Origin of the sequence: Caballeronia sp. BR00000012568055 (genome assembly GCF_029439455.1) — a bacterium.
GTDB lineage: Bacteria > Pseudomonadota > Gammaproteobacteria > Burkholderiales > Burkholderiaceae > Caballeronia.
In genome coordinates this window covers 14,587-34,153 of sequence record NZ_JAQFVG010000307.1, presented here as the reverse complement: position 1 = coordinate 34,153, position 19,567 = coordinate 14,587, and the positions used below count along the sequence as shown (strand labels likewise).

The 19,567-nt window shown below is 60.2% G+C and carries 17 protein-coding genes and 1 tRNA gene; 13 read left to right on the top strand and 5 right to left on the bottom strand.

Annotated features, from left to right (window positions below):
• Positions 1–88 precede the first annotated feature (88 nt).
• The gene (locus P7F28_RS21270) at positions 89–922 is read left to right on the top strand and encodes an AraC family transcriptional regulator (RefSeq protein WP_306805966.1); all 834 of its coding nucleotides are present in this window, start codon (positions 89–91) and stop codon (positions 920–922) included.
• A 9-nt stretch (positions 923–931) separates the two neighbouring features.
• On the opposite strand, the gene P7F28_RS21265 is transcribed toward P7F28_RS21270, so the two are convergent.
• The 4 genes from P7F28_RS21265 to dprA all read right to left on the bottom strand — a co-directional run bounded on the left by P7F28_RS21265 (position 932) and on the right by dprA (position 6,110).
• Positions 932–1,516 carry a LysE family translocator gene (locus P7F28_RS21265; RefSeq protein ID WP_277186647.1) on the bottom strand — a complete coding sequence of 195 codons (585 nt, stop codon included), beginning with the start codon at positions 1,514–1,516 and terminating at the stop codon, positions 932–934.
• A gap of 163 nt (positions 1,517–1,679) precedes the next feature.
• Complete coding sequence (locus tag P7F28_RS21260; protein ID WP_277186645.1) at positions 1,680–4,331, bottom strand: DNA topoisomerase III; 2,652 nt, start codon at positions 4,329–4,331, stop codon at positions 1,680–1,682.
• Positions 4,332–4,499: 168 nt separating this feature from the next.
• Positions 4,500–4,877 carry a thioredoxin family protein gene (locus tag P7F28_RS21255; protein ID WP_277186643.1) on the bottom strand — a complete coding sequence of 126 codons (378 nt, stop codon included), beginning with the start codon at positions 4,875–4,877 and terminating at the stop codon, positions 4,500–4,502.
• Positions 4,878–4,940: 63 nt separating this feature from the next.
• Complete coding sequence (dprA, locus tag P7F28_RS21250) at positions 4,941–6,110, bottom strand: DNA-processing protein DprA (RefSeq protein WP_277186642.1); 1,170 nt, start codon at positions 6,108–6,110, stop codon at positions 4,941–4,943.
• Between the two features lie 203 nt (positions 6,111–6,313).
• On the opposite strand from dprA, the gene def reads away from it, so the two are divergent.
• From def to P7F28_RS21205, 9 genes are all read left to right on the top strand, one after another.
• On the top strand, positions 6,314–6,817 hold the full coding sequence (gene def / locus P7F28_RS21245) for a peptide deformylase (protein ID WP_277186640.1): 504 nt from the start codon (positions 6,314–6,316) through the stop codon (positions 6,815–6,817).
• 4 nt (positions 6,818–6,821) lie between these two features.
• Positions 6,822–7,787: a methionyl-tRNA formyltransferase gene (gene fmt / locus P7F28_RS21240; protein WP_277186639.1), complete on the top strand. Its 966-nt coding sequence runs from the start codon at positions 6,822–6,824 to the stop codon at positions 7,785–7,787.
• A gap of 58 nt (positions 7,788–7,845) precedes the next feature.
• The gene (locus P7F28_RS21235) at positions 7,846–8,487 is read left to right on the top strand and encodes a LysE family translocator (RefSeq protein WP_277186637.1); all 642 of its coding nucleotides are present in this window, start codon (positions 7,846–7,848) and stop codon (positions 8,485–8,487) included.
• Between the two features lie 109 nt (positions 8,488–8,596).
• On the top strand, positions 8,597–9,451 hold the full coding sequence (htpX, locus tag P7F28_RS21230) for a zinc metalloprotease HtpX (RefSeq protein WP_277186636.1): 855 nt from the start codon (positions 8,597–8,599) through the stop codon (positions 9,449–9,451).
• 151 nt (positions 9,452–9,602) lie between these two features.
• Positions 9,603–11,027 carry a 16S rRNA (cytosine(967)-C(5))-methyltransferase RsmB gene (gene rsmB, locus P7F28_RS21225; protein ID WP_277186635.1) on the top strand — a complete coding sequence of 475 codons (1,425 nt, stop codon included), beginning with the start codon at positions 9,603–9,605 and terminating at the stop codon, positions 11,025–11,027.
• A complete protein-coding gene (locus P7F28_RS21220; RefSeq protein ID WP_277186634.1) occupies positions 11,024–11,620 on the top strand; it encodes a DUF4390 domain-containing protein in 597 nt (198 codons plus the stop codon). The genes rsmB and P7F28_RS21220 overlap by 4 nt, the downstream gene beginning before the upstream one ends.
• 22 nt (positions 11,621–11,642) lie before the next feature.
• Positions 11,643–14,066 carry a PAS domain-containing sensor histidine kinase gene (locus tag P7F28_RS21215; RefSeq protein WP_277186633.1) on the top strand — a complete coding sequence of 808 codons (2,424 nt, stop codon included), beginning with the start codon at positions 11,643–11,645 and terminating at the stop codon, positions 14,064–14,066.
• A complete protein-coding gene (gene esaR / locus P7F28_RS21210) occupies positions 14,067–14,780 on the top strand; it encodes a response regulator transcription factor EsaR (protein ID WP_277186632.1) in 714 nt (237 codons plus the stop codon). It abuts the gene before it with no gap.
• A gap of 75 nt (positions 14,781–14,855) precedes the next feature.
• Positions 14,856–14,931 (top strand) — tRNA-Phe (locus tag P7F28_RS21205).
• A 145-nt stretch (positions 14,932–15,076) separates the two neighbouring features.
• On the opposite strand, the gene P7F28_RS21200 is transcribed toward P7F28_RS21205, so the two are convergent.
• Positions 15,077–15,988, bottom strand: a complete 912-nt coding sequence (locus P7F28_RS21200; RefSeq protein WP_277186764.1) for a lipopolysaccharide biosynthesis protein — start codon at positions 15,986–15,988, stop codon at positions 15,077–15,079.
• Positions 15,989–17,683: 1,695 nt separating this feature from the next.
• Between P7F28_RS21200 and queC the strand changes: the two genes are divergently transcribed.
• From queC to queD, 3 genes are read left to right on the top strand one after another with little or no spacing between them, the layout of a single operon-like run.
• Entirely contained in the window at positions 17,684–18,418 is a 735-nt protein-coding gene (gene queC, locus P7F28_RS21195; RefSeq protein WP_277186631.1) for a 7-cyano-7-deazaguanine synthase QueC, read from the top strand.
• Between the two features lie 29 nt (positions 18,419–18,447).
• Positions 18,448–19,080: a 7-carboxy-7-deazaguanine synthase gene (gene queE / locus P7F28_RS21190; RefSeq protein ID WP_277186629.1), complete on the top strand. Its 633-nt coding sequence runs from the start codon at positions 18,448–18,450 to the stop codon at positions 19,078–19,080.
• Complete coding sequence (gene queD / locus P7F28_RS21185) at positions 19,080–19,520, top strand: 6-carboxytetrahydropterin synthase QueD (RefSeq protein ID WP_277186628.1); 441 nt, start codon at positions 19,080–19,082, stop codon at positions 19,518–19,520. Before queE ends, queD begins: the two co-directional genes overlap by 1 nt.
• Positions 19,521–19,567: the final 47 nt, after the last annotated feature.

The following is a 19,567-nucleotide window of genomic DNA, read 5'->3' as shown; positions in this document are numbered from 1 at the left end:
GCCGGCGCCTTCGCCTTTCTGAGTCTTAGTTCGCGACGAATTTGAGCCGATAGCGCGGTATCCTTTTGAGTCTTATGGGGATTTCGCCATGACGCTCTACGACTCACGTCCTGCCAAAGCAAGCCCGAAATTCTGGCGCAATGCAGCGTTGCCTTTTATCGAGATGCGCGAGGTGCCAGATGGAAGACGCGTCTGCTACGCGCCTCACGCGCATCAATGCTTTTCTATAGGCGCGGTGACTGGTGGCATCAGCAAATATGTGAACGGCAGCCATGCGGAGCAAATCAGCGGTGGCACGGTCGTTGTCATGAATCCGGGCGATGTCCACGCGTGCAATCCGATCGATGACAAACGATGGTCTTATCGGATGCTCTACGTCGATACCCGTTGGCTGGCGGATCTGCACGCGCAACAGGACGCGCAGTCGGCGACGCTGCGACGCTTCGAGCTTGCCGCTATCCGTGATCCATTCCTTTTTCACGCGCTGAACGCACTCTGCGAAGTCCTGACGAACGACGCTTCCAGCGATCTGGAGAAATGCTGCACGGCGTGGACGTTCTTCTCCGAACTCCCGTCTCGCCTTCAGCCGATCCCGACCCCGAGACACACGACTCATCCCAGACTCGACGTTGTCGCCGATTTCGTCAGGGACCATTGCACGCAACCGCTTCGAATCGAAGACTTGTGCGCCGTTTCTGGCCTGTCCGGTTCATATCTTATTCGAGCGTTCAAAGCACAGTTCGGCATGACGCCGCACGTGTATCAGTTGAATGCGCGAATCGAGTATTGCCGCACGGCACTCCGTCGAGGCGTTGCAATTGCGAGCGTTGCCGCCGACGCCGGTTTCTCGGATCAGGCGCATCTGCAGCGCACGTTTAAACGCTTCGTCGCGGCAACACCGGGCGAGTACATCAAGCGATAGCCCGCGTGGCTACTCCTGCATCAGATAAACCGCGCTGAACACCAGCAGTGCCGAGATCATCCGATTGAAAAGCCTCATCCGCGCCGGACGATCAATGTATTTGCGCAGAAAAATACCCGCCGCCGACCAGCACGCCAGCGACGCCAGGCAGATCGCAAAGTAGATGCACGTCAGTTGCCAGATCAGGCCGATATCGCTGCCCGCGAATGCGCCCATCCCCGCCAGCGATGCAAGCCACGCTTTCGGGTTGAGCCATTGCATCGTTGCACCGGATAGAAACGATGGTGCTTTGGCTTCACTGCTTACGCCAAGCTCTCCGTTATCGCGTACGAGTTTGTAGGCCATGTAGATAAGGAACGCGCAGCCCGCCCACTTCACGAATTCGATCAATCGAGGCATGACATTCAGCAACTCTCGCATGCCGAGACCCGTCAGCAGAAGCAGGACCGTAAATCCGATCGTCGCGCCGATGACATGTCGCATGCTGACCTTAAATCCATGCCGCATGCTGCTGCTCAGCGCGACGAGATTCACGGGACCGGGAGAGATCGATGATGCGAGCGCGAATGCGCCCATCGAGATAACGGTGTTCATCGCCTATCCTCAACGTACTTTTTCGTTCTGGGTAGCGAAGGATAGGGACTGCGTACGCAGACGTATTGAACAAAACTGCTCTCAGACTCTGGCGATCGGTGGAAATGAAAAAAGCCCGCGAAATTACTCTCGCGGGCTTTTTCACATACAGCGCATCAAACGATCAGCCCGTCTTGCGCGCCGCTGTCTTCTTCGCCGCAGCCTTCTTCGCAGCAGGCGCCTTCTTCGCCGCGACGGTCTTCGTCGCAGCCTTGGCGCGAGTGGTCTTCGCGGAGACGGCGACATCGCTATCGCCTTCATCCCCGTTATCCGCCGATGCCTCCGCTGCCGCCGCGCCGCGTTTCGCCGCCGGCTTGCCTTCCTTCTTCTCGAACTCGAAGCCGATCTTGCCGTCCGGCTGCTTCACGAGGAACGCCTTGAAATTGCGGCCCGTGCGCGACGACTTGAAGTTCGTCAGCAAATCCGTGCGGCCTTCGCCGAGCAACTTCTCCATCTGCTCGCGCGCGATTTCCTGTTGCAGGATCACCTTGCCCGAGCGGAAATCGCAAGTCTTCGGATTCGCGACGGAGTTCTCGCAGACGTAGCTCATGCCGTGCTCGAACACGCGCGAGTGACACTTCGGACACGCGCCGACCGGTGTTTGCTCGGAGAAATCAGGCGGTTCGCCATCTTCGCCGCCGTTATCCTGACCGAAATCGAATTCCAGCTTGTAGTTCTTGATCTCGTCGTCGAGCGCGAGCTTGAGAATGGCCGAGAACGGACGACCCATCTTGCTGCGGAATCCCGACAGCGGTCCGATGGTCTTCTCGCGCAACAATTCCTCGACTTCCGGAATCTCGAACTGGCGACCGCCCGGAATCTTCGAGATCGAGAACTCGCACTTCGTACACGCGAACCGGCGATAGTTCTCCTTCACCTGCGCGCCGCAATGCGGGCACGGCGTTTCGAGCGTCGCGTAATCGCCGGGAATGGTGTCGGAGTCGTATTCCTTCGCGCGCTTGACGATGGTCTGCGTCATGCGCGCGATTTCCTGCATGAACGTATCGCGATGCAAACTGCCGCGTTCCATCTGCGAGAGCTTGTGCTCCCACTGGCCGGTCAGTTCGGGCGCGGTGAGTTCTTCCACGCCGAGGCCGCGCAGCAGCGTCATAAGCTGGAACGCCTTGGCGGTCGGAATCAGCTCGCGGCCTTCGCGCACCATGTACTTTTCGCCGAGCAAACCTTCGATGATCGCCGCGCGCGTGGCCGGCGTGCCGAGGCCCTTTGCCGCCATCGCGTCGCGCAGTTCTTCATCTTCGACGAGCTTGCCCGCGCCTTCCATCGCCGAGAGCAGCGATGCTTCGTTGTAGCGTGCAGGCGGTTTGGTCACCAACGCGTGCGCTTCGACCTTTTCGACATCGACCTTTTCGTCCTTCTGAACCGGCACGAGATTGCCTTCCTCGCCCGCCGCTTCGCGTCCGTAGACTTGCAGCCAGCCCGGCTCGACCAGCACCTTGCCTTCGGTCTTGAAGTGATGCCCCGAGACCTCGGTGATGCGCGTGGTCACGAGATATTCGGCAGCCGGGAAAAACACCGACAGGAAGCGCTTCACAACCAGGTCGTACAGCTTCTGCTCCGGCTCGGACAACGCCTTGGGCGCTTGCAGCGTCGGGATGATGGCGAAGTGATCGCTGATCTTCGAGTTGTCGAAGATGCGCTTGTTCGGCTTGACCCAACCCTTGTCGAGCACTTGCTTGGCGTGCGGCAGGTAGTTGTTGCTTTCCTTGAGCATGGTCAGCGTTTCCTTGACCGTGCCCAAATAGTCTTCCGGGAGCGCGCGCGAATCGGTACGCGGGTAGGTCAGGACCTTGTGCTTTTCGTACAGCGCCTGCGCGAGACCCAGCGTGTTCTTCGCCGAGAAGCCGAAGCGGCCGTTGGCTTCGCGCTGCAAGCTCGTCAGATCGAACAGCAGCGGCGACATTTGCGTCGATGGTTTCGATTCCTCGGTCACCGTGCCGGTCTTGCCGCGACAAGCCGCAACGATCGATTCCGCCGCCGCGAGGCTCCACAAACGCGAATCGCGCTGTTCCGGATCGTTTTCGACCCGCTTGAACTTCGGATCGAACCAGCGGCCTTCGTAGATGCCCTTCGCCGCGATGAACTCGCCGCGCACTTCCCAGTAATCGCGTGGGATGAATCGGCGGATTTTCTCTTCACGTTCGACGACGATCGACAACGTTGGTGTCTGAACGCGACCAACTGTCGTCAGAAAGAAGCCGCCGCCCTTGCTGTTGAACGCGGTCATCGCGCGCGTGCCGTTGATGCCGACCAGCCAGTCCGCTTCCGAGCGGCAACGCGCGGCGTCTGCGAGCGGCTGCATGTCGGCGTCGCTGCGCAGGTTCGCGAAGCCTTCGCGAATGGCGGCGGGCGTCATCGACTGGAGCCAGAGGCGCTGGACCGGTTGCTTGGCTTTCGCGTGCTGCGCGATCAGGCGGAAAATCAGCTCGCCCTCGCGCCCCGCGTCACATGCGTTGATCAGGCGATCGATATCCTTGCGCTTGAGCAGCTTGGTCAGCACCTTCAGGCGCGACTCGCTCTTGGCGATCGGATTCAGATCGAAATGCGGCGGAATGACCGGCAAATTGGCGAAACTCCACTTGCCGCGCTTGACGTCGTATTCCTCCGGCGCGGCGATTTCCAGCAAGTGGCCGACGGCGGACGAGAGCACGTAGTCGTCGCTCTCGAAGTACTCGTCATGCTTGGTGAAGCCGCCCAGCGCACGCGCGATGTCGTTCGCGACGGAGGGCTTCTCAGCGATGATCAGGGCTTTGGACATGACTCAATATATAGGTGGCTTGCAGCGGCCCGGTTTGGGCGCTTTAACGTCCGCTTTATAGCACAGGCTTTGAACGGCGGGCGTCGAAGCGCGAAATAGCCGATGCCGCCGAACGGTTCACGGTGCGCGCTTTGTCGGACGCTATCGGACGCGAAAAGCTGTTTCAGCTTACGCCGTAGCAAGCGCCGGGCGCAGTTTCGGCGCGCCGATCATATTCGGGAGCGCGGTCAGATCGGTGAGCATGCGCTCGACGATCGACACTTGCGGCAGCACCGTGCCGAAAAATCGGGTCGTGATCGAATCTTCGATCAGGATGGTCGGAAAATTTTCGACATCGAGATCGTCGAAGCGATCCGCCTGATTCTCGATGTCGATCCACGCGAAGCAAATATCGGGATGCGCGGCCGCGAGTTTGTCGAAACCGTCGCGATATTCGCGACACGTGCCGCACCATTCGGCGCACAAACAGGCGACGAACAGCATGCCGGGCTGGGCTAAGCGTTCAGCGATGGCATCGGCATCGGTGTCGAGATTCAACGCGGACATGGCGCAATTTCTTATCAGGTAGCGAAACGGCTTGATTTTCCGCGAATGTAGCACGACGCCGGTTCACGAGCGTTCGATTGCCGTGAAACGCCCGCCGGGCAACGCGCAGATGTGCCCTTCAAGCTCCAGTTGCAGCAACGCGGCCTGAAGCGCCGCGCCATCCAGTTCGGTGCGATGGGCGAGGATTTCAAGCGTCACCGGAGAATGGCCGATTGCGGCGAGCACGCGATTGGCGTCTTCGGTGGCCGACAGCCGCGCCGACGCCCACGACGCGCTGACCGGTTTCGGCGCTTTGCTCGCCGCGCGCGTGATGCCGAATTCCTCGAGCACTTCCTCCGGCGTCTCGACAAGCTTCGCGCCCTGCTTGATCAGCCGATGGCATCCGCGCGACAAGGGCGAGTGGATGGAACCTGGCATTGCGAAGATATCGCGCCCCATTTCATTGGCAAGCCGCGCGGTAATGAGCGATCCCGAGCGCATCGCCGCTTCGACGATCAGCACGCCGCTGCTCAAGCCCGCGATCAGCCGATTTCGCTGCGGGAAGTTGGCTGAGCGCGCGGGCGTGCCCAATGGCCATTCGGACAGGATCACGCCGTCGCGGGCGATTTCGTGCGCAAGATCGCGATTGACCGACGGATAGACGAGATCGAGTCCAGTGCCGACGACGGCGATCGTGCCCGATCGACCCAGCAGCGCGCCGCGATGCGCCGCTGCATCGATACCGACGGCAAGTCCGGACGCGACCGCGAGACCCGCATCGGACAGCGCCCGAGCGAAGCGCCGCGCGTCTTCCAAACCTTGAGGCGTCGCGTGCCGGCTGCCGACGATCGCCACCGCGCGCGATTGCAGCAGTTCCAGCCGGCCTTTCGCGTAGAGCAGCGGCGGCGGATCGGGCATCGTGAGCAGCGCTTGCGGATAGTCGGCATCGGCGAGCGTCAGAATGTGATTGCCCGGCACCGCGAGCCATTCGCGCACATCGTTCATATAGTGATCGAACGAGACGCCTTCGATATCCGCGGGCGGCGCGAGCACAGCGTTTGCCGCGATTTCGCCCGCGACGCGCGTCAATTCCACGAAACTTTCCGATAAGACTTCACACGGTCCGCGAAACTCCGCAAGCAAGCTACGAAGCGCGAGCGGACGCAAGCCTTTCGCATGCGCGAGACGCAGCCACGCGGGCAAATCGGAAGCGGGCGCGAGACCGGGCTCGGTCGGCAGGAGAGCGGTTGACATGTTAATATTTTCGGTCCTGTACACAAAAAGTAAGAATGTCGCCCGGCCTTGCCTGCCGCCCGCGGCGACGCGCTCTGGCCGCAATGCCGGCGGCGTTGAATCGACTGGATTCACCCGCATATCTTCGGCATGCCGCCGACTACCCGCAACCTGGCCGAATGGCCGATTTACACGCGTCGCGGCGCGCGTAGACAATCCGAATCATGGCTCTGCTCAACATACTGAATTACCCGGACAAGCGGCTGAACAAGGTGGCGAAACCCGTCGCCGTGGTCGATGACCGCATCCGCAAACTCGTCGCCGATATGGCCGAGACCATGTACGCCGCGCCGGGCGTTGGCCTCGCGGCTACGCAGGTGGACGTGCACGAGCGCGTGATTACCATCGACGTATCGGACGCGCATGATGAACTGCTGGTGTTCATCAACCCGGAAATTGTCTGGGCGAGCGAAGTCAAGAAAGAGTGGGAAGAAGGCTGCCTGTCGGTGCCCGGCATCTACGACTTCGTCGAGCGGCCGGACAAGGTGCGCGTGAAGGCGCTGAACGAAAAAGGCGAAACCTTCGAACTCGATTGCGACGGGCTGCTCGCCGTGTGCATTCAGCACGAGATGGATCATCTGGCGGGACACGTGTTCGTCGAATATCTTTCGACGCTCAAGCAGACGCGCATTCGCGGCAAGATGAAAAAGCTGGAAAAGGCGCTGTAATTCGATGACTCAATCGCTGCGCGTTGTTTTCGCCGGAACGCCGGAATTTGCTGCCGCCGCGCTCGCGGCCATCCATGCGGCGGGTTTTGCCGTTCCGCTCGTGTTGACGCAGCCGGATCGTCCTGCCGGACGTGGCATGAAGCTGACCGCGAGTCCGGTCAAGCGCTTTGCCGTCGAGCATGGTTTGCCGGTCGCGCAGCCTACATCGCTGCGGCGCGCGGGCAAATATCCGCAGGAAGCGGCCGATGCCATCGATCTATTGCGCGCCACGCCGCACGACGTCATGGTGGTCGCCGCGTATGGCCTGATCCTGCCGCAGGAAGTGCTCGATATTCCGCCGAAGGGCGCGATCAACATTCACGCGTCTTTGCTCCCGCGCTGGCGCGGCGCCGCGCCGATCCATCGCGCGATCGAAGCGGGCGACGTGGAAACCGGTATCACGTTGATGCAGATGGACGTCGGTCTCGACACGGGAGCGATGATCCGCGAAAACTGCACGTCGATTTCCTCCGACGACACCACCGTCACGCTGCACGATCGCCTGGCCCAAATGGGCGCGGAGATGATCGTCGCGGCACTGCGCGATCTCGAACGCGACGGTTCGCTGCCATCCACGCCGCAGCCCGAAGACGGCACGACCTACGCTGAAAAGATCGCCAAAAACGAAGCCGCGCTCGACTGGACGCGTTCAGCCGATGAACTCGCGCGACAAGTGCGCGCCTTCGATCCGTTCCCCGGCGCATTCGGCACGCTCGATGGCGTCGCGATCAAAATCTGGTCCGCGCAGCCGATCAGCGGCGCGGGCGAAGCGGGCACGATCGCTGAAGTTTCGCCCGAAGGCATCGTCGTGAATTGCGGCGGGGGCGGCGCGCTGAAGCTCACGCAATTGCAGAAACCGGGCGGTAAGCGTCTGCCCGTGCGCGAGTTCCTCGCGGGTGCATCGATCGTAAAAGGACAGCGCTTCCAATAAGGCCGCAGCGCTAAAATAAGCCGTCTCAAATTAGCGCTTTCGCTTTCGTGGAGTCCCGATGCTCGGCATTACCGGTTTTGCTTTCTTCCTGCTCGCCGTCTTTCTTCTGAACGTCACGCCCGGTCCCGATACCGCGTACATCGTCGGGCGCAGTGTCGCGCAAGGTCGCGGCGCGGGCGTCGTGTCGGCGTTGGGGATTTCGGCGGGATGCATCGTGCATACGCTGGCGACGGCGTTCGGATTAACGGCGATTCTCGCAGCATCGGCAACGGCATTTACCGTCATCAAAATCGCGGGCGCGATTTATCTGATTTATCTCGGCGTGCGGCTGATTTTCGCGAAGCACGAAGACGTCGATCAGGACGTGCAGAAAAGCGCGCAGTCCGCGCCGAAGTCGCTGCATCAATTGTTTATGCAAGGCTTCGTCACCAACGTGCTGAACCCGAAAGTCGTGCTGTTTTTCGTCTCGTTCTTCCCGCAGTTCGTCGCCGCCGACAGCCAGCACAAAACGCTCGCGTTCCTCCTGCTCGGCGCGGCCTTCATTGCGATGAGCACGGCGTGGAACAGCTTCGTGGCATGGATCGCGGGCAGCGTGACGCAGCGCTTTTCGGGCAAGCCGGGCATCAAGAAGTGGATGGATCGCGGAGTGGGCAGTGCATTCGTCGGACTTGGCATCAAGCTGGCGACGTCGCATCAATAAAAACGGATTGAATTTTTGACGGACGCCCTTATCTAACATTTTGCTTACAATGCGTCGCTGGCCATTTGGCCGGGACAACCTGCATTTGCTTTGGAGAGGAGCTCCTCACATGTTCAATTGGGTCAAAACCGCGATGCTGATGGCGGCGATCACGGCCCTCTTCGTCGTGATCGGCGGGATGATCGGCGGCAAGAGCGGCATGATGCTCGCGTTGCTCGTCGCGCTCGGCATGAATTTTTTCTCGTACTGGTTCTCGGACAAGATGGTTCTGCGCATGTACAACGCGCAGGAAGTCGACGAAACCACTGCGCCGCAGTTCTATCGCATGGTTCGTGAACTCGCCACGCGTGCCGAATTGCCTATGCCGCGCGTCTATCTGATCAACGAAGATGCGCCGAACGCGTTCGCCACGGGACGTAACCCGGAGCACGCGGCGGTGGCGGCGACCACGGGCATTTTGCGCGTGCTGTCCGAGCGCGAAATGCGCGGCGTGATGGCGCACGAACTCGCGCACGTGAAGCATCGCGACATCCTCATTTCGACGATCTCCGCGACGATGGCCGGCGCGATCTCGGCTATCGCGAACTTCGCGATGTTCTTCGGCGGACGCGATGACGAAGGCCGCCCGTCGAATCCGATCGCGAGCATTGCCGTGGCGATTCTTGCGCCGATCGCAGGCGCGCTGATCCAGATGGCGATTTCCCGCGCACGCGAATTCGAAGCGGATCGCGGCGGCGCGCAGATTTCGGGCGATCCGCAGGCGCTGGCGAGTGCGCTGGAAAAGATCCACGCGTACGCAACCGGCACGCCGTTCCCGACTGCCGAAGCGCATCCGGCCACGGCGCAGATGATGATCATGAATCCGCTGTCGGGCGGCGGCATCGCCAATTTGTTCTCGACGCACCCGGCGACGGAAGAGCGCGTCGCGCGTTTGATGGAGATGGCGCGCACCGGCCGCATGTAATCGCATCGAGCTTTCACAGAAGGCCATTCCAGTAGTCTGGAATGGCCTTTTTCCTTTCCGCGTACCAACGAGGCAGGCGCTTCAATCCCAGCAGTTACAATCGACGTTCACGCAAGCGCGACGCTTGCCGTCCGACAGTTCCCGCATCGACATGACAGATCAGCCTTCCCGACGGCCCGCCGCCGCGCAACATTCATCGGCGCGTGCATCGTCTCGTTTGAGCGCGTTGCATCTCGCGCCCGATTCGCTCGCGTTCGCGCTGGACGGCGCGGCGCAGGCCGTGGGCGCGGTGCGCGGCGGATCGGCGTTGCCGGCTGCGTTGCAGAACGTCATGGCGTCGGGCAAACATGCGGCGGCGCGTGGCGCGATTCAGGACATCGCGTATCGCGCGATGCGCCGTCTCGCCCTCACCGATGCGCTGATGCACGTGCTCGTGCGCAAAGCGCCGCCGACGCATGTATCGAACGTGCTTTCGTGTGCGCTGACTTTGCTGGTCGATGAAGAAGCGTATGCGCCGTTCACCGTGGTCGATCAGGCCGTCGGCGCGATTTCCGCGCGGCGCGAAGTGTCGTTTGCAAAGGGCCTTGTCAACGCCGTGCTGCGCACCTTCCTGCGCGAGCGCGATGCGCTGATCGAAGAAGCGCGCAAGAGCGACGTCGCGCGCTTCAACTATCCACAATGGTGGATCGATGCCGTGAAGCGCGGTCAGCCCGACGCATGGCAAGACATTCTCGAAGCGGGCAACGAGCACGGTCCGCTGACCTTGCGCGTGAACGCCCGCCACGCAACCGTCGATGAATACCTCAAACGTTTGACCGAAGCGCAAATCGACGCGCAGATCGCAGGCGAACACGCGGTGCGTTTGAAAACGCCGATGCCGGTCGAACGCATTCCCGGTTTTATCGATGGCGTTGTCTCCGTGCAGGACGCAGGTGCACAGCGCGCCGCACAATTGCTCGACGTCAAAAACGGCATGCGCGTGCTCGATGCGTGCGCCGCGCCCGGCGGCAAGACCGGCCACATTCTCGAACTGGCGGACGCCGACGTGATCGCGCTCGAAAGCGATGCAAAACGCGCGGTGCGTATCGAAGAGAATCTGGCGCGGCTCAAGCTCAACGCCGAAATCAAAGTAGGCGATGCGGGCGATCCCTCGACATGGTTCGATGGCAAACCCTTCGATCGCATTCTTGCCGATGTGCCGTGTTCGGCATCGGGCATCGTGCGGCGGCATCCGGATATTCGCTGGTTGCGTCGTGAAACGGATATCGCGGCGCTAGTCGAAGAACAGCGGCGCATTCTGAACGCGCTCTGGCCGCTCGTCGCGAAAGGCGGCGAACTGCTCTACGTGACGTGCTCGATTTTCCCTGAGGAGGGCGAACAGCAGGCCCGCTGGTTTGGAACCCTGCATGAAGATGCGGTACGATTGGACGCGCCGGGCCAATTGCTGCCGACAGCGGCGCGTCCGAGCGCGGATGCGGGGCAGGATTCACCGGACGGTACAAAATCATCGAACCGGAACGCGGATATCATCGCGGACCACGACGGATTCTTCTACGCGCGCTTTCAGAAACGGTGACGATCAAACGCTTTTTTCCGCCGCGGCTCGCGCTCGCCGTGTGGACTGCGCTGGCGCTTTGGCTGAGCTTCGGCACGGCCATTTCCGCGCATGCCGAGACGATCTCCGTGCAGCGGGCATCGTTGCAGGCGGACAATGGCGGCTGGAGCCTCGATGCGCACTTCGACTTCGATCTCAACAGCAGCCTCGAAGAAGCCGTGAACCGCAGTGTGCCGCTTTACTTCACCGTGGACTTCACCTTGTCGCGGCCGCGCTGGTACTGGTTCGACGAAGAGCCGGTCAACGTGTCGCAGAGCATTCGGCTTTCCTATCAGCCGCTCACCAACGAATATCGCGTGTCCACGGGCGGGCTGCAATTGCGCTTTGCATCGCTTAACGAGGCGCTCGCGGTCATCAAGCATGTCACGTCGTGGCATGTCATCGACCGGAATCAGGTGCATGGCGGAGAGACGTATGACGCATCGGTGCGCATGCAATTGGATATCGCGTTGATGCCCAAGCCGTTCCAGATCGACGCGGTGAATAACCGCGACTGGAACCTGTCCTCGGATTGGAAGCGTTTCCTTTTTACGGCGTCTGAACGTGCGAAATAGATTTCGACGCGGCCGTACTGACATGAAGAGTTTTGTCGTTCGGTTGCTTGTCTCGACAGTCGCGGTCACAGCAGTCCTGCTGCTCGTGATGCTCGCGCTCGCGAGCGCCAACACCGAATTCTTCGACCGATACTACGGCTGGCTCTATGCCGCGAACGTGGCCGTGGCGCTGATCTTCATGCTGATCGTTGTCAGTCTGATATTGATCATCGTGTCGCGTGTGAGGCAGGGGCGCTTCGGCACGCGACTGCTCGCGAAACTCGCGCTGATCTTCGCGCTGGTCGGCGTGGTGCCGGGCGCGATCATCTATATCGTTTCGTATCAGTTCGTGTCGCGCAGTATCGAATCATGGTTCGATGTGAACGTGGAAACCGCGCTCACGTCGGGTCTCACGCTCGGGCGCGGCATGCTCGAAAACTCGCTCGCGGACTACAAGAACCGCAGCAAGCAGATGAGCGATCAACTCGCGAGCGCGGACCCGTCGAGTCTTACGCTTGCGCTGCTGCGTTTGCGCGATCAGTACAACGTGCAGGACGCCGTGGTGTTCGAGCGTCCGCGCGATCAGTACAACCGCGAAGATCTGACGTCGAACGGTGCGTCGTTGCGCGTGCCGGGATTGCGCACGGTCGCGCAGGCGTCGGGCAATTACTACGCGCTGCTGCCGAACAACGAGCCATCGGCGGCGATGTTGAAGGAGGCGCAGGATCATCCGTACGGTGCGATCGAAGGCGAACTCGACGGCGATCCAAAGGACAACGGGCCGAAGGGCGCGTTGCGATTACGTATCGTCACCAAGATTCCCGATCCGACCACGACCACGGAATTTCAGCATGCCGATCGGTATTTGCAGATCGAGCAGCCCGTGAGTCAGGCGCTCGCGCGCAATGCAGATGCCGTGCAGCGCGCGTATCGCGAGTATCAGGAAAAGCGGCTCGGGCGCACGGGTTTGCGCAAGATGTATATCGGCACGCTGACGTTGGCGCTGTTCCTCGCCACTTTCATCGCGATGATGCTGGCGCTCGCGCTCGGCAATCAGCTCGCGCGTCCGCTGTTCCTGCTCGCGCAAGGCACGAAGGAAGTGGCTGAAGGTGACTACACGCCCAAACGCGAAATCAATTCGCGCGATGAACTTGGCTTTCTCACGCAGTCCTTTAACGCCATGACGCGTCAGTTGTCCGAAGCGCGCGCGGCGGTGGAGAACAACCGGATCGCGCTGGAGCATTCGAAGGCGTATCTCGAAAGTATTCTCGCCAACCTGACGGCGGGCGTATTCGTGTTCGATCGACAGTTCCGTTTGACCACGGCCAATCGCGGCGCGGAGCGCATCTTCCGTCAGCCGTTCGGCGCCATGCTGAATCAGCCGCTCGATCAGATCGATGCCCTCGCCGAGTTCGGCGCGATGACCCGAAAAGCCTTCGCTGAACGCGATGCCGCGGCCATCGGCAGTGATCGTCCGATGGGCGATCGCGGACACTGGCAACAGCAAGTCGCGGTGACCGTGCCCGGCGAAAACGATCCGCTCACGCTGCTCGTGCGCGGCACGCAATTGCTCAGCGCAAGCGATGGCGAAGAGGACGCGCAAACGTCCGGCTATGTCGTCGTGTTCGACGATATTTCCGACGTCATCTCCGCGCAGCGTTCGGTCGCATGGGGCGAAGTGGCGCGGCGTCTCGCGCACGAAATCAAGAATCCGCTCACGCCCATTCAGTTGTCCGCCGAGCGCCTGCAAATGAAGCTCGCCGATAAACTCGCGCCGCCGGATGCCGATGTGCTCAAGCGCGCATCGACCACCATCGTCAATCAGGTGCAGGCGATGAAGCAGATGGTCGATGATTTCCGCGAATATGCGCGCACGCCGCCCGCCGTGCTCGGCAATCTGCATCTGAACGATCTGGTGGCGGAAGTGCTGACGCTGTACGGCATCGAAGACGGCAAGAGTCCGATCAAGGTCGATCTCAACAAGTTGCCGGTCATTCGTGGCGATGCGACGCAAATCCGCCAGGTGATTCACAACTTGCTTCAGAACGCGCAAGACGCTGTCTCGGAAGTGGCTCAGCCGCGCGTTCTGCTCGAAACGAGAACAGTAGAATATGGCGACCCCGACGCATCGGGCCATGCGCGTGTCGCCGTGCGCCTGACGGTGTCGGATAACGGCTCGGGCTTTCCGGCGCGCATACTGTCGCGCGCTTTCGAACCTTACGTGACGACCAAGGCGAAGGGCACGGGTCTGGGACTTGCAACGGTGAAAAAGATCGTCGACGAGCACGGCGCCCGTATCGACATCCGCAACCGATCGAAGTCGCCGGATGTGGTGGAAGGTGCGCAGATATCGATCCTGTTTCTACAACTCGCGGACGATGCCGCCGCGCCGGGCACACCACCCGGTTCGGGCGCGGCCACGAATCACGGAACGACAAAAGCAACAGTGCAGACAAGGGCAGCTTAAATGGCAACCATCCTGGTGGTAGACGATGAAATGGGGATCCGGGAACTGCTCTCCGAGATCCTGAGCGACGAAGGGCATGTGGTCGACGTGGCGGAGAACGCGCAGAAGGCGCGCGACTATCGGCTACAGCAGACACCCGACCTCGTATTGCTCGACATCTGGATGCCCGATACCGACGGCGTCACTCTGCTCAAGGAGTGGGCCGCGCAGGGCAAACTCACGATGCCGGTGATCATGATGTCCGGGCACGCGACCATCGACACGGCTGTCGAGGCGACGAAGATCGGCGCGCTCAACTTTCTCGAGAAGCCGATCGCGCTGCAGAAGCTGCTGAAGGCGGTGGAGCAGGGACTCGCGCACGGCACGGCGGCACCCGCTGCGCTGAGCGCAGCCAAGCCGATCTCGGGCGCGAGTGCATCGGGCGTGCCGGTGGCGGCTGCGTTGCCTACGGCGTCCTCGCTCAACGCATCGCCCGATGGCGGCGCGAATAACGCGATGCAATCGCAGACGGGACAAACCGCGTCGATCTCCTTCGACATCCCGCTGCGCGATGCCCGCGATGCGTTCGAACGTGCGTACTTCGAATATCACCTCGCGCGCGAGAACGGCAGCATGACGCGCGTGGCGGAGAAGACGGGGCTGGAGCGCACGCACTTGTATCGCAAGCTCAAGCAGTTGGGCGTGGACCTTGGGAAGAACAAGAACGAAGTCTGAGCCTGATCTCCGCGAGAAAATTTCGCGGAAGGGCTTGAGCAGGCTCAGTGCTTCTGCTATAGTCTCACTTCTGTTGGCCCGGTAGCTCAGTTGGTAGAGCAGCGGATTGAAAATCCGCGTGTCGATGGTTCGATTCCGTCCCAGGCCACCAAAGTTTCAAGCAAAAGCCCAGTCCTCGCGACTGGGCTTTTTGTTTTGCGCGGCGTTGTCGTGCGTGCGGCTTCGAAATAAAAAGGGCAGATTGCTTTCGCAACCTGCCCTTTTGCGCATCTACAGCATCTACAACTCGATCAAACTTACTTCGGATTCGCCTTCACGAAGTTCTTGAACGACGTGTAGTTCGCCTTGACCGTCTTGCCGTCGTTCTGGATCAGACCGTACGCGCCCTCGCCGCCTGCCGGATCGTCGTACAGCTCATACGTCTGGATCGCCTGAATGTTGTACTTCGACGCCACCGACACGAACTGCGCCATCATCAGATTGCCCGTCAGGTAAGACGCGATCTGCGCATCGCTGCCGAGCCACGGACGAACGCCGTATTCGTTGATCCAGATCGGCTTGCCGAACTGCGCGAGCGTACCCAGAACGTCATGGCAACCCGTGCCGCCGCATGCGTTGGTGATGTCGCCCTGATCCGAGTACCAGTGCCATGCCGTGATATCCCACGACACAACCGGGTGACCCGTCGTGCCGTCCGGCTGTGTGCCGTTCGCGAGCATCTGGTCGAAGCCGTAGTGCATCCACGCGCCGCCGCCCATGATGATCTTCGCCGACGAATTCACCGACTTCACACCGGCGATCATGCCGCGGATCACGCCACGCGCAAGCTGGAACTTCGTGTTGTCGAATTGCTGCGGATACACGCCATCGACGTTGCCGGCGAGTGCTTCGGCGTCGAGTTCGTTGCTGACTTCGAAGTACGGATAGTTATACGAAGACGCCGTTTGCTGGCCGAGCGCGTAGCCCGCGTTGTAGGCATCGGATTCGCTGTTGAAGTTGATGTCGCTCAGCATCACCGGATACACCGTCACGCCGCCAGCGGCCATCGTCTTCGCGACCGTTGCGAGGTGATTCGCCGAAGCCTGGCTATACACCTCATTCCGATACAGCTTCACGCCCAGATCCTGCAACTGCGACAACTGAAGCGCCGCCGACGAAATGTCGTACGCGCCGCCTTCGTTGTTGTGGCCGTTCGCGCCGTAGAAGATGCTGCTTGATGTCGGCGTGGTGGTCGTGCCGCCGCCGCTGCCCGTCGAGGTCTTCGTGTTCGAAACCGTCACGCTGATGTTCTGCACGGAAGTCGCGCCGGTGTTCTTGTTCGTCGCGTAGATCTTCCACGTATGGACGCCGTTGACCTGACGCGTCGAATCGACGGACGTGCTCCACGAACCGCTCGACGGCACCGCATCGCGCGCCACTTTGTTGCCCGTCGTCATATCGACGACCGATACGCTGGTCCAGTTCGAACCGGTCGTGCCCTTGACGGTGACGGTGACGGTGCCGGTCACGGTGGCGTTGCTCGTCGGCGATGCGATCGCGAATGCGTTCTGGCCGCGGCTGGCGGCATCGACGGTCGATGCTGTATCGAATGCGTCGTTGGCGCCGCCACCGCCGCAAGCGGCGAGCAACAGGCTGGTCGCGACTGCGGCTGCGATCAGACCGGCTTTAGGAGCGAAGGAAATGCGGGCGAAGGTTTGGGTCGTATTCTTCATACAAGTAATCAGTAGTACTGAAGTAGATGTTGTGCATGAGCGAAGCGGCCGCGTTATCCGGAGCGCCGCAGAGTCGGGCGGATCGGAAACGGAACCTGCGATCCCGCGTAACCCTGCGGGAGGGTGCTAGGCGCAATATCATTCGGAGTCCGAATGAATGCGCCCTGTGGGTTGGCAGGATCGTCCAACACCAATGTCAGAAGATGCTGCTAGGCAGCCGAACCCGCACCGATCGTCCCTGGCGATTTGCCGGGTTCGATTACGATGGACTCGCCTTGCGGGCCGACACGAGAAACTGTGCGATTGTTGCGTGCAAAAGTTTGCACGCTAACCATTGTTTGATGCAACGAAACTGCGTAGACAGGAAGAAATTTCTACTTGATCTGTCATCACCGGCATTGCTTGAACGTTATGTCGGCAACTTCAATCCAAAACTTTAGCTTTTCTTCCAAATTTTGCCGATGCCCGGTGTTTGTTTCTGTAAAACTTGCCGAAAATCAGCGACGACGGACGAAGGTTACTATAAGTCGTCGCGAAACGTGAAAATTCATATTTAAACGACGCTGCACAATCGGCAAAAAATAGTTTGTTTTCGAGTTTAGCTGTCAGAAATTCCGATTTTTAACTCACCCGTAAACGGAATGAAATTACTTCAACGTTTTTCGACAGACGTTTGAATCTACAGACTTTTTCTTAGGCATCCGAAAACATGCGCTGAAGAATTTGTTACTTGTATGACCATAAATTCGGTAAATTAAACTCAAAAATTACCTGTTGTAAAAAGTCTGAAGAAGGCAATTTAAACCCCTAAAAATTATTCAAGTATTATTTTCCAGAACACATTTCCGATGTCTCGCTTTGTATTGAGGTAAAAAGTGCGTTATTGAATCGGTGGGGGATGATTCGGAAATTTGTACAGACGCTCGCCTGCGACACCGTCGCTCCAGCAGGCCGAAAATGCGCTGACCGTGCTAAAATCCGTTCCAATATAAGGACTTGCCTCGTCCTCGGGCCGCAAGTCCTTTTCTTTTGTGGCTCGGAATTCGATGTGCGCGCACGGTCGCGCTGCTATCGGAGACATAAGGAGCGGGTGCGACCGGCGGCGGAGCGCGAGCCTATACTGAACTCGCGGGGCACGGCCCCTCCGTTCATCGCGCGGCGATGACGCCAATCTCATCACGGAGTTTCCAGTTGACTCGGACAGACGCCAAGGACAGCGCGCTCGTGTTGTTTTCCGGCGGCCAGGACTCGGCTACGTGCCTTGCCTGGGCGCTCGAACGCTATAAAACGGTTGAAACGCTCGGCTTCGATTACGGCCAGCGGCATCGTGTGGAACTGGAGTGTCGCGAAGGTTTTCGCGCAGCCGTCACGCGTGAGTTTCCGCAGTGGGCGGAGCGGCTCGGCGAAGATCACATGATCGATCTGTCCGTGCTCGGCGCGATCAGCGACACCGCCATGACGCGCGAGATCGAAATTCAGGCGACGGCGAGCGGCTTGCCGAATACGTTCGTGCCCGGACGCAACTTGCTGTTTATGACGATCGCGGCGGCGTTGGCGTATCGGCGTGGCTTGAAAGTGTTGGTGGGTGGCATGTGCGAAACCGATTTTTCGGGCTATCCCGATTGTCGCGACGACACCATGAAAGCGCTGCAAGTCGCGCTGAATCTCGGCATGGAAACGCGCTATGCGCTCGAAACGCCGCTTATGTGGCTCGATAAAGCGGACACGTGGCGTCTGGCCGAAACGCTCGGCGGCGATACGCTCGTCGAGCTGATCCGAGTCGAAACGCATACGTGTTATGTCGGCGAGCGAGCCGAATTGCACGACTGGGGCTTCGGTTGCGGCCAATGTCCGGCATGCAAGCTGCGCAAACGCGGCTACGAGGCGTATCGCGCGGGCGAACAGGTCGACGTCGCGCCGGTTTGAACATTTAGAGAAGGCATCACAGGGCAGTCATGACGTACGCGGTAAAGGAAATTTTCTACACGTTGCAGGGCGAAGGCGCGAACGCCGGGCGTCCGGCCGTGTTTTGCCGCTTCGCCGGCTGCAATCTGTGGTCTGGGCGCGAGGAAGATCGCGCCGAAGCCGTCTGCCAGTTTTGCGATACCGATTTCGTCGGAACCGATGGCGAGAACGGCGGCAAGTACCGCACGCCGGCCGATCTGGTCGCGATGATCGCGTCGCTGTGGCCGGAGGGCGAGGTGAATCGCTTCGTCGTTTGCACGGGCGGCGAGCCGATGCTGCAAATCGATCAGCCTTTCGTCGATGCGCTGCACGAAGCCGGCTTCGAAATCGCTATCGAAACGAATGGGTCGTTGCCGGTGCTCGAGACGATCGATTGGATTTGCGTAAGTCCGAAGGCCGATGCGCCGCTCGTCGTCACGAAGGGCAACGAACTCAAGGTCGTCGTGCCGCAGGATAATCAGCGACTCGGCGAACTGGCGAAGCTCGATTTCAAGTACTTTCTCGTCCAGCCGATGGACGGCCCGTCGCGCGATTTCAATACCAAACTCGCGATCGACTGGTGCAAGCGGCATCCCCAGTGGCGACTGTCGATGCAGACGCACAAATACCTGAACATCCCCTGATGCAAATCACCCGAAAACTCGAATTCGATGCGGGCCACCGCATTCCCGATCACCGCAGCCAGTGCCGCAATTTGCACGGGCATCGCTACGTGCTGGAAATCACGCTGCAAGGCGATCTCGTCGATACCGAAGGCGCGCCCGATCGCGGCATGGTGATGGACTTCGCCGACGTCAAATCGCTGGCGATGGAGCATCTCATCAACAAGTGGGATCATGCGTTCATCGTCTACGAAGGCGATGTCAAAGTGCGCGAATTTCTGCAAACGCTGTCGGATCACAAGACCGTTGTGCTGGATCGGATTCCGACTGTCGAGAACCTCGCGGCCGTGGCGTTCCGCATCCTCGCTGACGTCTACGACGCGCATTACGGCGTCAATCTGAAGCTCAAGCGCGTGCGCCTGTACGAAACGCCCAACTGCTGGGCCGACGTCGAAGGCTAATAATAAGCACGCCAATGCGCGGCAAACGTCCGCGCATTTGTCACGGT

Coding starts and splice junctions, on each gene's coding strand:
- P7F28_RS21260 (WP_277186645.1), bottom strand. CDS start 4,331: ATGTCCAAAGCCCTGATCATCGCTGAGAAGCCCTCCGTCGCGAACGAC.
- esaR (WP_277186632.1), top strand. CDS start 14,067: ATGGCAACCATCCTGGTGGTAGACGATGAAATGGGGATCCGGGAACTG.
- P7F28_RS21235 (WP_277186637.1), top strand. CDS start 7,846: ATGCTCGGCATTACCGGTTTTGCTTTCTTCCTGCTCGCCGTCTTTCTT.
- P7F28_RS21265 (WP_277186647.1), bottom strand. CDS start 1,516: ATGAACACCGTTATCTCGATGGGCGCATTCGCGCTCGCATCATCGATC.
- dprA (WP_277186642.1), bottom strand. CDS start 6,110: ATGTCAACCGCTCTCCTGCCGACCGAGCCCGGTCTCGCGCCCGCTTCC.
- P7F28_RS21255 (WP_277186643.1), bottom strand. CDS start 4,877: ATGTCCGCGTTGAATCTCGACACCGATGCCGATGCCATCGCTGAACGC.
- P7F28_RS21270 (WP_306805966.1), top strand. CDS start 89: ATGACGCTCTACGACTCACGTCCTGCCAAAGCAAGCCCGAAATTCTGG.
- queD (WP_277186628.1), top strand. CDS start 19,080: ATGCAAATCACCCGAAAACTCGAATTCGATGCGGGCCACCGCATTCCC.
- def (WP_277186640.1), top strand. CDS start 6,314: ATGGCTCTGCTCAACATACTGAATTACCCGGACAAGCGGCTGAACAAG.
- P7F28_RS21215 (WP_277186633.1), top strand. CDS start 11,643: ATGAAGAGTTTTGTCGTTCGGTTGCTTGTCTCGACAGTCGCGGTCACA.
- queE (WP_277186629.1), top strand. CDS start 18,448: ATGACGTACGCGGTAAAGGAAATTTTCTACACGTTGCAGGGCGAAGGC.
- htpX (WP_277186636.1), top strand. CDS start 8,597: ATGTTCAATTGGGTCAAAACCGCGATGCTGATGGCGGCGATCACGGCC.
- fmt (WP_277186639.1), top strand. CDS start 6,822: ATGACTCAATCGCTGCGCGTTGTTTTCGCCGGAACGCCGGAATTTGCT.
- rsmB (WP_277186635.1), top strand. CDS start 9,603: ATGACAGATCAGCCTTCCCGACGGCCCGCCGCCGCGCAACATTCATCG.